10 protein-coding genes and 4 tRNA genes are annotated in these 12,426 nt (G+C 54.7%); 10 read left to right on the top strand and 4 right to left on the bottom strand.

All coding sequences use genetic code 11. The features are described from left to right. Nucleotides 1-4 precede the first annotated feature (4 nt). The 10 genes from rffA to ACLJPQ_RS20300 all read left to right on the top strand — a co-directional run bounded on the left by rffA (nucleotide 5) and on the right by ACLJPQ_RS20300 (nucleotide 7,682). Entirely contained in the window at nucleotides 5-1,135 is a 1,131-nt protein-coding gene (gene rffA, locus ACLJPQ_RS20255) for a dTDP-4-amino-4,6-dideoxygalactose transaminase (RefSeq protein ID WP_000612080.1), read from the top strand. 1 nt (nucleotide 1,136) lies between these two features. After that, the gene (gene wzxE, locus ACLJPQ_RS20260; RefSeq protein WP_000050288.1) at nucleotides 1,137-2,387 is read left to right on the top strand and encodes a lipid III flippase WzxE; all 1,251 of its coding nucleotides are present in this window, start codon (nucleotides 1,137-1,139) and stop codon (nucleotides 2,385-2,387) included. Further along, nucleotides 2,384-3,463 carry a TDP-N-acetylfucosamine:lipid II N-acetylfucosaminyltransferase gene (locus ACLJPQ_RS20265; RefSeq protein WP_023206350.1) on the top strand — a complete coding sequence of 360 codons (1,080 nt, stop codon included), beginning with the start codon at nucleotides 2,384-2,386 and terminating at the stop codon, nucleotides 3,461-3,463. Before wzxE ends, ACLJPQ_RS20265 begins: the two co-directional genes overlap by 4 nt. Further along, complete coding sequence (wzyE, locus tag ACLJPQ_RS20270; RefSeq protein ID WP_000055605.1) at nucleotides 3,460-4,818, top strand: ECA oligosaccharide polymerase; 1,359 nt, start codon at nucleotides 3,460-3,462, stop codon at nucleotides 4,816-4,818. The genes ACLJPQ_RS20265 and wzyE overlap by 4 nt, the downstream gene beginning before the upstream one ends. Then, nucleotides 4,815-5,555 carry a lipopolysaccharide N-acetylmannosaminouronosyltransferase gene (wecG, locus tag ACLJPQ_RS20275; RefSeq protein WP_000183617.1) on the top strand — a complete coding sequence of 247 codons (741 nt, stop codon included), beginning with the start codon at nucleotides 4,815-4,817 and terminating at the stop codon, nucleotides 5,553-5,555. The genes wzyE and wecG overlap by 4 nt, the downstream gene beginning before the upstream one ends. Before the next feature lie 206 nt (nucleotides 5,556-5,761). Beyond that, the gene (thrP, locus tag ACLJPQ_RS20280; protein ID WP_000818378.1) at nucleotides 5,762-7,147 is read left to right on the top strand and encodes a bifunctional threonine/serine APC transporter ThrP; all 1,386 of its coding nucleotides are present in this window, start codon (nucleotides 5,762-5,764) and stop codon (nucleotides 7,145-7,147) included. Between the two features lie 102 nt (nucleotides 7,148-7,249). Beyond that, nucleotides 7,250-7,326, top strand: a tRNA-Arg gene (locus ACLJPQ_RS20285). A gap of 54 nt (nucleotides 7,327-7,380) precedes the next feature. After that, a tRNA-His gene (locus tag ACLJPQ_RS20290) sits at nucleotides 7,381-7,456 on the top strand. 20 nt (nucleotides 7,457-7,476) lie between these two features. Further along, nucleotides 7,477-7,563 (top strand) — tRNA-Leu (locus tag ACLJPQ_RS20295). A 42-nt stretch (nucleotides 7,564-7,605) separates the two neighbouring features. Continuing rightward, nucleotides 7,606-7,682: transfer RNA gene (locus ACLJPQ_RS20300), tRNA-Pro, on the top strand. 581 nt (nucleotides 7,683-8,263) lie between these two features. Here ACLJPQ_RS20300 and hemY read toward each other — a convergent pair. From hemY to hemC, 4 genes are read right to left on the bottom strand one after another with little or no spacing between them, the layout of a single operon-like run. Beyond that, nucleotides 8,264-9,460, bottom strand: coding sequence for a protoheme IX biogenesis protein HemY (gene hemY / locus ACLJPQ_RS20305; RefSeq protein ID WP_023602562.1), 1,197 nt, complete (start codon nucleotides 9,458-9,460; stop codon nucleotides 8,264-8,266). A gap of 2 nt (nucleotides 9,461-9,462) precedes the next feature. Then, the gene (gene hemX, locus ACLJPQ_RS20310) at nucleotides 9,463-10,632 is read right to left on the bottom strand and encodes a uroporphyrinogen-III C-methyltransferase (protein WP_000138962.1); all 1,170 of its coding nucleotides are present in this window, start codon (nucleotides 10,630-10,632) and stop codon (nucleotides 9,463-9,465) included. A gap of 21 nt (nucleotides 10,633-10,653) precedes the next feature. Next, nucleotides 10,654-11,394 carry a uroporphyrinogen-III synthase gene (gene hemD, locus ACLJPQ_RS20315; protein WP_000025494.1) on the bottom strand — a complete coding sequence of 247 codons (741 nt, stop codon included), beginning with the start codon at nucleotides 11,392-11,394 and terminating at the stop codon, nucleotides 10,654-10,656. Continuing rightward, on the bottom strand, nucleotides 11,391-12,332 hold the full coding sequence (gene hemC, locus ACLJPQ_RS20320; protein ID WP_001521319.1) for a hydroxymethylbilane synthase: 942 nt from the start codon (nucleotides 12,330-12,332) through the stop codon (nucleotides 11,391-11,393). Before hemC ends, hemD begins: the two co-directional genes overlap by 4 nt. Nucleotides 12,333-12,426 lie beyond the last annotated feature (94 nt).

Here is a 12,426-nt window from a genome sequence, read left to right on the forward strand (position 1 = left end):
CAACATGATTCCTTTTAATGCGCCGCCGGTGGTGGGAACCGAACTCGAATACATGCAGTCTGCAATGAGCAGCGGCAAACTGTGCGGCGACGGCGGCTTTACGCGTCGTTGCCAGCAGTGGCTGGAGCAACATTTCGGCAGCGCGAAGGTGTTGCTAACGCCTTCCTGTACCGCATCGCTGGAGATGGCGGCTCTGTTGTTGGATATTCAGCCCGGCGATGAAGTGATCATGCCGAGCTTTACGTTTGTCTCCACTGCTAACGCTTTTGTCCTGCGCGGCGCGAAAATTGTGTTTGTCGATATTCGTCCGGATACGATGAATATTGACGAAACGCTGATTGAGGCGGCGATTACTGATAAAACCCGTGCTATCGTGCCGGTACACTACGCTGGCGTCGCTTGTGAAATGGACGTCATCATGGCGCTGGCGGATAAGTATAATCTGTTCGTTGTCGAGGATGCCGCCCAGGGCGTGATGTCCACGTACAAAGGGCGCGCGTTAGGAACGATCGGTCACATCGGCTGTTTTAGCTTCCATGAAACCAAAAATTACACCGCTGGCGGCGAAGGCGGCGCGACGCTGATCAACGATCGTACGCTGATTGAACGCGCGGAGATCATCCGCGAAAAAGGCACCAACCGTAGCCAGTTCTTCCGTGGTCAGGTGGACAAATACACCTGGCGGGATATCGGCTCCAGTTATTTGATGTCCGATCTGCAGGCTGCCTACCTGTGGGCGCAACTGGAGGCCGCCGATCGTATCAATCAACAGCGTCTGTCGCTGTGGCAGACTTACTACGATGCGTTAACGCCGCTGGCGCGCGCCGGGCGTATCGAGCTGCCTTCTATTCCGGAAAACTGCGGGCATAATGCCCACATGTTTTACATCAAACTGCGGGATATCGCCGATCGCAGCGCGCTGATTAATTTCCTGAAAGAGGCGGAAATCATGGCGGTATTCCATTACATTCCGCTGCATGATTGTCCGGCGGGCGATAAATTCGGCGAGTTTATCGGGGACGATGTCTACACCACAAAAGAGAGCGAACGTTTGTTGCGTCTGCCGCTGTTTTATAACCTTGCGCCCGTCGATCAACGAACGGTGATTACTACCTTGCTAAATTATTTCTCCTGATATGTCGCTTGCTAAAGCCTCCCTGTGGACGGCGGTCAGTACGCTGGTAAAAATTGGCGCCGGACTGCTGGTGGTGAAACTACTGGCCGTCTCTTTTGGCCCGGCGGGCGTCGGACAAGCGGGTAACTTCCGCCAGATGATTACCGTGCTGGGCGTATTGGCTGGCGCCGGGATCTTTAACGGCGTTACCAAACTCGTCGCACAACATCATGATGACCCGGCGCAGTTACGTACCGTGGTGGGAACCTCCTCCGCGATGGTATTGGGGTTCTCTACGCTGCTGGCGCTAGTCTTCCTGCTGGCGGCGGCGCCGATTAGCCAGGGATTGTTCGGTCATACGGACTATCAAGGGTTGGTGCGTCTGGTTGCGCTGGTACAAATGGGGATCGCCTGGGCGAACCTGCTGCTGGCGCTAATGAAGGGCTTTCGTGACGCGTCGGGTAATGCCTTATCGTTAATTGTCGGCAGCTTTTTGGGCGTCGCCGCCTGGTATCTCTGCTACCGTGTCGGCGGCTATGAAGGCGCTCTGCTTGGCCTGGCGCTGGTGCCGGCGCTGGTGGTAGTGCCAGCCGGTATAATACTGATTAAGCGCGGCACCGTCCCGCTACGCTATCTCAAGCCCTCCTGGAACAACGGTCTGGCAGGGCAGCTCAGTAAATTTACCCTGATGGCGCTGATTACCTCCGTTACGATGCCGGTCGCCTATGTGATGATGCGAAACCAACTGGCCGCGCACTATAGCTGGAGCGATGTCGGGATCTGGCAGGGCGTAAGCAGTATTTCTGACGCCTATCTGCAATTTATCACCGCCTCCTTCAGCGTTTACCTGTTACCCACGCTCTCACGCCTGACGGAAAAACAGGACATTACGCGCGAAGTAGTAAAAGCGCTGAAATTTGTTTTACCGGCGGTTGCGGCGGCGAGTTTTACCGTCTGGCTACTGCGCGATTTTGCTATCTGGCTGCTTTTTTCCGCCAAATTCACCGCGATGCGCGATCTGTTCGCCTGGCAGTTAGTGGGCGACGTGCTGAAAGTCGGCGCCTATGTTTTCGGTTATCTGGTGATTGCCAAAGCGTCGTTGCGATTTTACATTCTGGCTGAAATTAGCCAGTTCATTCTGTTAACGGCGTTCGCTCACTGGCTGATTCCCGCTCACGGCGCGCTGGGTGCGGCACAGGCTTATATGGCCACCTATATTGTCTATTTTTCACTTTGTTGCGGCGTATTTTTACTCTGGCGTAGGCGAGCATGACTGTACTGATTCACGTCCTGGGATCGGATATCCCTCACCATAACCACACCGTGCTGCGGTTTTTCAATGATACGCTGGCCGCCGCAAGCGAGCACGCGCGCGAATTTATGGTTGCCGGTGAAGATAACGGCTTCACGGAAAGCTGCCCGGCGCTCTCGCTTCGTTTTTATGGCAGTAAGAAAGCGCTGGCGCAGGCGGTCATCGCCAAAGCGAAAGCAAATCGTCGACAGAGATTCTTCTTTCACGGTCAGTTCAACACCAGCCTGTGGCTGGCGCTGTTAAGCGGCGGTATTAAGCCAGCTCAGTTTTACTGGCATATCTGGGGCGCGGATCTCTACGAAGTGTCCCACGGGCTGAAATTCCGCCTTTTCTACCCGCTTCGTCGTATCGCGCAGGGGCGAGTAGGGGGCGTATTCGCGACGCGCGGCGATCTCAGCTATTTTGCGCGCCAGCACCCGGGCGTACGCGGCGAGTTGCTCTATTTCCCGACGCGCATGGACCCTTCCCTGAATGCTATGGCAAAAGAGCGCCAACGTGCGGGGAAATTGACCATTTTGGTAGGGAACTCTGGCGATCGCAGTAACCAACATATTGCGGCGTTACGGGCGGTGTATCAGCAGTTTGGCGACACGGTAAACGTGGTGGTGCCGATGGGCTATCCGGCCAATAACCAGGACTATATTGATGAGGTTCGTCAGGCCGGTCTGGCGCTGTTTAGCGCCGAAAATCTACAAATTCTTAGCGAAAAAATGGAATTTGATGCCTATCTTGCGCTGTTGCGCCAGTGCGACCTCGGTTATTTTATTTTTGCCCGCCAACAGGGGATCGGGACGTTATGTCTGCTAATTCAGGCCGATATCCCGTGCGTACTGAATCGCGACAATCCTTTCTGGCAGGATATGGCGGAACAGCATCTGCCCGTCCTGTTTACCACGGACGATCTTAATGAGCAGGTCGTGCGCGAGGCGCAGCGTCAGCTCGCATCGGTAGATAAAAGCGGCATTACCTTCTTTAGCCCCAACTACCTGCAACCGTGGCATAATGCGTTGAGAATCGCCGCAGGAGAAGCCGAATGAGTTTAATGCAATTCAGCGGGCTGCTGGTGGTCTGGCTGCTCTCTACGCTGTTTATCGCCACGCTGACCTGGTTTGAATTCCGCCGCGTGCGTTTTAACTTCAACGTTTTCTTTTCGTTGCTGTTTTTGTTGACCTTCTTTTTTGGTTTTCCGCTAACCAGCGTGCTGGTATTTCGTTTCGACGTTGGCGTCGCGCCGCCGGAAATCTTATTGCAGGCTCTATTATCCGCCGCCTGTTTCTACGGCGTGTATTACGTGACCTATAAAACGCGTTTACGCAAACGCGTTGTGGATGTACCACGCAAGCCGCTATTTACCATGAACCGGGTGGAAACCCACCTTACCTGGGTGATCCTGATGGGCATCGCGCTGGTGAGCGTGGCGATTTTCTTTATGCATAACGGCTTTTTGCTGTTCCGGCTGCACTCCTACAGTCAGATATTTTCCAGCGAAGTCTCCGGCGTGGCGTTAAAACGGTTCTTCTATTTCTTCATTCCGGCGATGCTGGTGGTCTATTTCCTGCGCCAGGACAGCAAAGCGTGGCTGTTCTTTCTGGTGAGCACCGTCGCGTTTGGTCTGTTGACCTACATGATTGTCGGCGGCACGCGCGCTAACATCATTATTGCGTTTGCTATCTTCCTGTTTATCGGCATTATTCGGGGCTGGATCAGCCTGTGGATGCTGGCGGCGGCGGGCGTGCTGGGGATTGTCGGTATGTTCTGGCTGGCGCTCAAACGCTACGGATTAAATGTGAGCGGCGATGAGGCGTTCTATACGTTTCTTTATCTGACGCGCGATACCTTTTCGCCGTGGGAGAATCTGGCGCTGCTGTTGCAAAATTACCACAATATCGATTTTCAGGGGCTGGCCCCTATCGTGCGTGATTTCTACGTCTTTATTCCCACCTGGTTATGGCCGGGACGACCCAGTATCGTGCTGAATTCTGCGAATTACTTCACCTGGGAAGTCCTGAACAACCATTCTGGCCTGGCGATATCGCCAACGCTTATCGGATCGCTGGTGGTCATGGGCGGGGCGCTGTTTATTCCGCTCGGCGCGATCGTCGTCGGGCTGATTATCAAATGGTTCGACTGGCTGTATGAACTGGGTAACCGGGAGCCCAATCGCTATAAGGCGGCGATTCTGCACAGTTTCTGCTTTGGCGCCATCTTTAATATGATTGTGCTGGCGCGAGAAGGGCTGGATTCGTTTGTTTCGCGCGTGGTTTTCTTCCTGGTGGTTTTTGGCGCCAGCCTGCTGGTCGCTAAGCTTCTGTTCTGGTTATTTGATAGCGCCGGACTGATTCATAAACGTACAACTTCGCTCCCTCAGGCACAGGTGGAAGGAAAACTATGACCAATAATGCCGCTGCGCCCCTTTACTCGCTGCGTGGATTACCTCTGATTGGCTGGCGCGACATGTCACACGCGCTGAATTATCTGTTTGCCGATGGTCAACTGAAGCAAGGCACGTTGGTGGCGATCAACGCCGAAAAGCTGCTGACGGCGGAAGACAATCCGGAAGTCCGCGCGTTGATAGCGGCGGCGGAATTTAAATATGCCGATGGCATCAGCGTGGTGCGTTCAATACGTAAAAAATTTCCGCAGGCGCAGGTTTCTCGTGTGGCTGGCGCTGACCTTTGGGAAGCGTTAATGGCGCGCGCGGGTAAAGAAGGCACGCCGGTATTTCTTGTCGGCGGCAAGCCTGAGGTGCTGGCGCAGACGGAAGCAAAACTGCGGACGCAGTGGAACGTCAATATTGTGGGTAGCCAGGACGGTTACTTTACGCCGGAGCAGCGTCAGGCGCTATTTGCGCGTATCCATGCCAGCGGCGCGAAAATTGTCACCGTCGCGATGGGATCGCCAAAACAGGAATTACTCATGCGCGATTGTCGGGAAGTGCATCCCCATGCGCTATATATGGGGGTGGGCGGTACCTATGATGTGTTTACCGGTCACGTCAAACGCGCCCCAAAAATATGGCAGAACCTGGGGCTGGAGTGGTTGTATCGTCTGCTTTCTCAACCGAAGCGTATTACCCGCCAGATGCGTCTGCTGCGCTACCTTCGCTGGCACTATACTGGCGATCTCTAATTCTCCCTTCTGATGACTTGAGCAGCGGATTGTGCTTATGGCGCTGCTCATTTACAACATAATCGATGATTTCTTACACAATAAGTGCATTTTTTTAATGCTCCATTTGCCATTTGTCCAAATTTAAGAAAATATTCGCAACAATCGATGTACCCATAACAATAACCGGTACTACCGGAACCGTTGCAAACACGACATGAGGATTTATGGCAGAGAAAAAACCGGAGCTACAGCGTGGGCTGGAAGCTCGTCATATTGAATTGATTGCCCTCGGGGGCACCATCGGCGTCGGACTCTTTATGGGCGCCGCCAGTACGCTGAAATGGGCGGGCCCGTCAGTGCTGCTGGCGTATATCATCGCCGGATTGTTCGTCTTTTTCATCATGCGTTCGATGGGGGAGATGCTCTTTCTGGAACCTGTTACCGGCTCCTTTGCCGTGTACGCCCACCGGTATATGAGTCCTTTTTTTGGCTATCTTACCGCCTGGTCATACTGGTTTATGTGGATGGCGGTCGGGATCTCGGAAATTACCGCCATTGGGGTCTACGTCCAGTTCTGGTTTCCGGAGATGGCGCAGTGGATACCGGCGCTGATTGCCGTCGGACTGGTTGCGTTGGCGAATTTGGCTGCGGTGCGCCTGTATGGTGAAATCGAGTTCTGGTTTGCGATGATCAAAGTCACCACGATTATTGTGATGATCATCATCGGCTTGGGGGTGATTTTCTTCGGCTTTGGTAACGGCGGCCAGGCGATTGGCTTTGGTAATCTGACCGAGCATGGCGGCTTTTTTGCCGGCGGCTGGAAAGGCTTTCTGACCGCATTATGTATCGTGGTGGCCTCTTATCAAGGGGTTGAGTTGATCGGTATTACCGCCGGTGAAGCGAAGAATCCGCAGGTGACGTTGCGTAGCGCGGTGGGTAAAGTGCTGTGGCGTATCCTGATTTTTTATGTTGGCGCGATTTTCGTGATCGTCACCATTTTCCCGTGGAATGAGATTGGCAGCAACGGCAGCCCCTTTGTGCTCACCTTCGCGAAAATCGGCATCACCGCCGCGGCAGGCATTATCAACTTTGTCGTGCTGACGGCGGCGCTCTCCGGCTGTAACAGCGGAATGTATAGCTGTGGGCGTATGCTTTACGCGCTGGCGAAAAACCGTCAACTGCCGGCGGCAGTCGCGAAAGTCTCTCGCCACGGCGTGCCGGTCGCGGGCGTGGCGCTCTCTATTTTGATTTTGCTGGTAGGTTCTTGCCTGAACTACATCATCCCCAATCCGCAGCGCGTCTTTGTTTACGTTTATAGCGCCAGCGTACTGCCGGGGATGGTGCCGTGGTTTGTCATTCTGATTAGCCAACTGCGCTTTCGTCGGGCGCATAAAGAAGCGATTGCGGATCATCCTTTTCGTTCCATTATGTTTCCGTGGGCGAACTATTTGACGATGGCGTTTCTGGTTTGCGTTTTAATCGGCATGTACTTTAATGAAGATACGCGCATGTCGCTGTTTGTCGGCGTCATCTTCCTGCTGGCCGTCACGCTGGTCTACAAAGTTTTCGGTCTGAATCGTCACGGAACCGCCCACAAGGTGGGGGAATAAGCGCCAAAATGCGCAAAGCATAACCAAACGCGCATTTTATTTAAAAAGGCACTGGACAGCGGGGTGTGAAGTCCGTATTATCCACCCCCGCAACGGCGCTAAGCGCCCGTAGCTCAGCTGGATAGAGCGCTGCCCTCCGGAGGCAGAGGTCTCAGGTTCGAATCCTGTCGGGCGTACCATTTATTTAGGTGCTTGAGCTGCGGTGGTTTAATACCGCGTAAAAAGTTTCAGTGGTGGCTATAGCTCAGTTGGTAGAGCCCTGGATTGTGATTCCAGTTGTCGTGGGTTCGAATCCCATTAGCCACCCCATTAATATAGAGTTGTGAAACGCGAAGGTGGCGGAATTGGTAGACGCGCTAGCTTCAGGTGTTAGTGTCCTTACGGACGTGGGGGTTCAAGTCCCCCCCCTCGCACCACGACTCAATGAATTGAACTAAAAATTCAAAAAAGCAGTATATCGGCGAGTAGCGCAGCTTGGTAGCGCAACTGGTTTGGGACCAGTGGGTCGGAGGTTCGAATCCTCTCTCGCCGACCAATTTTGAACCCCGCTTAGGCGGGGTTTTTTGTTTTCTGTTCATTTTCAACTACTTATCCCACACGTGTTGCCATTATGGTTTATTGGCGATATCCCAGGCTTCATTTGTCGCTATTCGGTGACGAATAATCTATTGATTTATAATCACTTTATAAAAAGCATCCTGTTCTGTCTCCGCCGGGCGACACGCTAAAACCTCGCCAGCGGCGGGGGGATGACAATCGCGTGAATTCTCTACGTTTTTTTAATGCCTGCGCCTGTTTTTTAGCGGTGCAAAGATGGCACGTTATGTGCAATAATGTACGGGTAGATGCTCATTCCATCTCTTATGTTCGCCTTCTGGCCTCATAAACTCAGGAATGATGCAGAGCCGTTTACGGTGCTTATCGTCCACTGACAGATGTCGCTTACGCCTCATCAAACACCCTGGACACAACGTTGAGTGAAGCACCCCTTTATGTTGTCATACAGACCTGTTTTGACGCCTGCCCCTTAACCGGGCAGGCGTTTTTTTATGCATCCCGAATGATTTTGCGTAGGCGGTAAGCCCGGTAAGCGAAGCGCCACCGGGCAAGAGGGAATTACTGCGGGGGATTGTTCTGTAATGTCAGCATCAGGCCGTCGCGCCGCATGGCGGCGGCCTCTTCCGGTTGATGCAGTCGATCAAGCGCATCGGCAAGCCAGGCATAATCATACGCGTCCGGGCGTTGTTTCAGCGCGGCGCGGAAAGCCAGGGTCGCCTCCTGCCATTCACCGTGTTTCATTAGCGACTGGCCGAGCGTGCTCCATAACAGCGGGCGATCGCCTACCGTCTTGATTTGCTGACGCAGCACTTTCTCCAGTTGTTCCGGATTATTGGTTCTGAGGCGAGGAATGGGCAGCACCAGCCGATCGTCATACTGGCGTTTCAGACCGTCGATGATAATCTGCTGCGCCATATCATGATCGTCACACTCGATTAGATGCTCGGCCATCGCGACCTGCAGCGCCACCTGATGGCGGGTTTTACGGCTTTGGTTTTTCCACCAGGTGCGTAATCCTTCGCTGCCCTGCTCGGCGCGCGCCTGATCCATGAGTCCTATCCACGCCTGTTGTTCGAGCATGGCGCGATGCGCTTCATCGCCGACGTGCGCTTTCGCCATGGATGGGATGATATCCAGTAAAGAACTCCATGCGCTGGTACGAATATAGGCCTGCTCCGCCAGACGCAGAACTTCCGGGTGACGCGGCGTGACCTCCAGCAGTTTGTCCACGCCGTGACGCGCCGCGTGATTTTCATTGCGCGCCAGCTGTAAGCGCACGCGCGTGATCTCGACCGGGATGGTGTCGTTCCCCGCCAGCTCTGCCGCACGTTCAAGGTGCTGATTAGCGCGCGCTTCATCGCCGCGCTGCTGCGCCGCTTCTGCCGCCAGCAGATAATTTACCACCGGTTGTTCAGCATGGTCGGCATTTTTTGACATCAGCTTTTCAACCTGCTGATAATCGCCCTCCGCCAGCTTCAGCAGCGCCTGTTCGGTCTGCTTGCGGGCGCGACGGCGTTTACGACCGGCAAACCAACCGCGGGTGTGCGCGCCGGTACGAAACAGACGGCGTAGTAACCACTCAATGGCGAATAGCACCACCATAGCGACGATGAGAATGATCGCCAGGCCGGTGACGCTGGTTTCAATGTTGTAGGTATCGGTCTGGATTAACACATAGCCCTGGTGACCGGCTATCATCGGGCCGACCACGATACCCGCGAGCAACAACACAAAGAGCAATAATACTTTTAGCATCATTATTCTCCTTGCGGCGCGGCTGCCGGAGCGTCTGTCTGCGTGGCAGGCGCTGCCGTAGAGACTGTCGGTTGCGCCAGCAGATTACGCACGCGGGTTTGCATCAGTTTTTCAAGAATCGCCTGGCTTCCCAGAGTTTCCGGCAGATCCATCGTGATATTTTGCTGGCTTAATTTATCGACCTCCTCCAGGAAGGCTTTTGTCGCGGCGTCGTCAGTATCGTAATAAGCGCGAACCCAGGTCGAAACGTTATCCAGCGCCTGACGGTATGTTTCTTCCTGATGGCGTGGCACGGCCTGCGCGGCGACTAACAGGCGGGAGCGAATATTTTCGCGTAAATAGACGTCCTGGTTGGGCGCCAACAGCGGTACGGCGGTATCATCGCGGCGGCGAATGGTAATAAAGCTGTCCATAAAGTTCTGCCAGCTTTTTTGCAGGTTAACGCGCCATTCGCTTAACGAGCTGGACAGCTCGCTGCTGTCTGAATCCATCGGCGAACCATCAGTATCGTTATCCGCCAGACGCAGGTTATCGATTTGGTTAGAGAGCTGATTGAGCTTGAGAATAATGCCGTCGTAGTCGATCTGCGCAACGGATGACAGGCTGGCGATATCGTCAGTAATCGCGCGTCGTGCGGTAATCAGGCTGGGGTCATTCATGTCCGCCAGACTGGCGTCAGCGCTTTTGAGCAGCGCAGCGGCGGTAGTGACGTCCTGATCGCTCCACAGCTTACGTCCGGCGAGTTTCACCAGGAAATCAGCCTGCGCCAGCAGCCAGGTTTTAGCATCGCTGCCGGAAATGGTGGCGACTTTTTGTTGTACTTCATCAAGCTGTTTCGCCAGCGCCGCCTGTTGGCGATTCGCGTCATCTAACTGCGCCGCTTGTTTTTTGATAATCCCTTCCAGCTCCGCTTTTTGGCTCTCCTGCGCCTTTTGCAAGGCGGTCAGTTGCGTCGCCAGCGCATCGCTGGTTTCCGTTTGCGCGGTTGCTTGCTGTTTCCCCCAGCCATAAAGCCCAATACCTGCCGCCAGGGCAATCGCAATCGCCACCGCGCTTAATACCAGCGCGGCGCCGTTCTTACTTTTTTTCTCGGTATTAACTGGCTGTGGCGTGGTTTCCACGCTCTCCCTGGTCTCATCAACCACGGCGGAGGATTTTTCTTGTTCCGTCATTATGGCATCCCATTATGAGAGTTATTGTAATGCGCGCAACAGCGCATCGTTGTCGGCGTTATCAGCGACCTTAATATCTTGCCAGCCCAGCTCCCGGGCAAGGTGCGCCAGACGTTCACTGACGACCAATAGCCGACAGCGTAGTAACCAGTGCTCACGATACCACTCGGGAGTCAGCGACCAGAGCCGTTGCAACATCTCGCCGCTGGTAACAACAAGCGTTGTTACGCCGCGAGTATGCCAGCGCATCGCTTCTTCCGCGCCATCGTAATGTTTCGCACATCGTTGATAACATTCACAAAAACTGACTTCGGCTCCGCGAGCTGTCAGGGTTTCGCCCAGCAGTTCGCGGCCGCCATTGCCACGCAAAATCAGCGCGCGTTTGCCCGCAATATTTTGTAATTCAGGTAATTGTAGCAAGGCTTCGCTGATTTCCCGATCCAATGGATAACGAATATCGAACCCGCTAACGGTATGAAGGGCGAGCGCCGTGGTGCGGCCAATCGCGAAATAGCGCGGCGACGCAGGCCAGTTTCGGCCATCCCGCTGGAGCTGGGCGTGAGCAAAGGCGACGGCGTGCTGTGAAAGGGCAAAAACCAGATCGTTTTCCGTCAGCGTCGCCAGGCGGTCGGCCAGGGTGGGTAGCTCCCGGCCGGCGACAAATTCAATCAGTGGAAAACTCCAGGCCACCTGCCCCAGTGCGCGCAGACGGCTCACTAACGCTTCCCCTGCGGGAGAGGGGCGGGTGATCAGAATACTCATGCGGGCGTCTCGCCGTTATAAACTTCTGTCAGAATCGCGCGTGCGCCGTTTTCCAGCAGTTCCTCTGCAAGCGAGATGCCCATTTGCTCCGCCTGCTCGGGAGAACCACGACGTTCGCCGCGCACCATCACCGAACCGTCCGGCGCGCCAACCAGCGCGCGTAACCAAATTTCACCGTTGATGATTTCTGCATAGCTGCCAATCGGCACCTGACACCCGCCTTCCAGGCGGGTGTTCATAGCGCGTTCCGCCGTTACGCGCAGCGCGGTTTGCGAGTGATTCAACGGTGCGAGCAGCGCCTGCGTTCGCGCGTCGTCAAGACGACACTCAATCCCGACGGCGCCCTGGCCTACGGCAGGAAGTGAAACGTCGGGCGGCAAGGCTGTGCGAATGCGCGACTCCAGACCTAAGCGTTTCAGACCGGCCACGGCCAGGATAATGGCGTCATAGTCGCCGTTGTCCAGCTTGCCGAGACGTGTGCCGACGTTGCCGCGCAACGAACGGATAATGAGGTCCGGACGGCGTTCCGCCAGTTGACACTGGCGACGCAAACTGGACGTCCCGACGATACTACCCGCGGGCAGATCGTCCAGACTGTGATATTTATTCGAGACAAACGCGTCGCGCGGATCTTCGCGCTCGCAAATGGTCACCAGACCGAGACCGTCCGGGAAGGCCACCGGAACGTCTTTCATAGAGTGCACGGCGATATCAGCGCGCTTTTCCAGCAGCGCGATTTCAAGCTCTTTAACAAACAGTCCCTTACCGCCCACTTTCGCCAGGGGAGTATCAAGGATCACGTCGCCGCGTGTGACCATCGGCACCAGTTCTACCGTCAGTCCCGGATGGGTTGCCATCAATGCGTCTTTGACATAATGTGCCTGCCAAAGCGCAAGGGGACTTTGGCGTGTGGCAATTCTTAAAACATTGTCTAACATGCTTGTTACCGTCATTATCAATCATTGACCATCCTAACATCCTTATAGAGAGTATGTTAGTTTTCCGGTCACCGTGAGTGAGAGGATAAGGCGC

The organism is Salmonella sp. SAL04213, from assembly GCF_046550535.1.
In the GTDB taxonomy this organism is placed as follows: Bacteria; Pseudomonadota; Gammaproteobacteria; order Enterobacterales; family Enterobacteriaceae; genus Salmonella; species Salmonella enterica.

Excerpts from the sequence above, each read along its gene's own strand:
- hemY (WP_023602562.1), bottom strand. The coding sequence starts at position 9,460 with ATGCTAAAAGTATTATTGCTCTTTGTGTTGTTGCTCGCGGGTATCGTG.
- hemX (WP_000138962.1), bottom strand. The coding sequence starts at position 10,632 with ATGACGGAACAAGAAAAATCCTCCGCCGTGGTTGATGAGACCAGGGAG.
- hemD (WP_000025494.1), bottom strand. The coding sequence starts at position 11,394 with ATGAGTATTCTGATCACCCGCCCCTCTCCCGCAGGGGAAGCGTTAGTG.
- wecG (WP_000183617.1), top strand. The coding sequence starts at position 4,815 with ATGACCAATAATGCCGCTGCGCCCCTTTACTCGCTGCGTGGATTACCT.
- thrP (WP_000818378.1), top strand. The coding sequence starts at position 5,762 with ATGGCAGAGAAAAAACCGGAGCTACAGCGTGGGCTGGAAGCTCGTCAT.
- wzyE (WP_000055605.1), top strand. The coding sequence starts at position 3,460 with ATGAGTTTAATGCAATTCAGCGGGCTGCTGGTGGTCTGGCTGCTCTCT.
- wzxE (WP_000050288.1), top strand. The coding sequence starts at position 1,137 with ATGTCGCTTGCTAAAGCCTCCCTGTGGACGGCGGTCAGTACGCTGGTA.
- hemC (WP_001521319.1), bottom strand. The coding sequence starts at position 12,332 with ATGTTAGACAATGTTTTAAGAATTGCCACACGCCAAAGTCCCCTTGCG.
- ACLJPQ_RS20265 (WP_023206350.1), top strand. The coding sequence starts at position 2,384 with ATGACTGTACTGATTCACGTCCTGGGATCGGATATCCCTCACCATAAC.
- rffA (WP_000612080.1), top strand. The coding sequence starts at position 5 with ATGATTCCTTTTAATGCGCCGCCGGTGGTGGGAACCGAACTCGAATAC.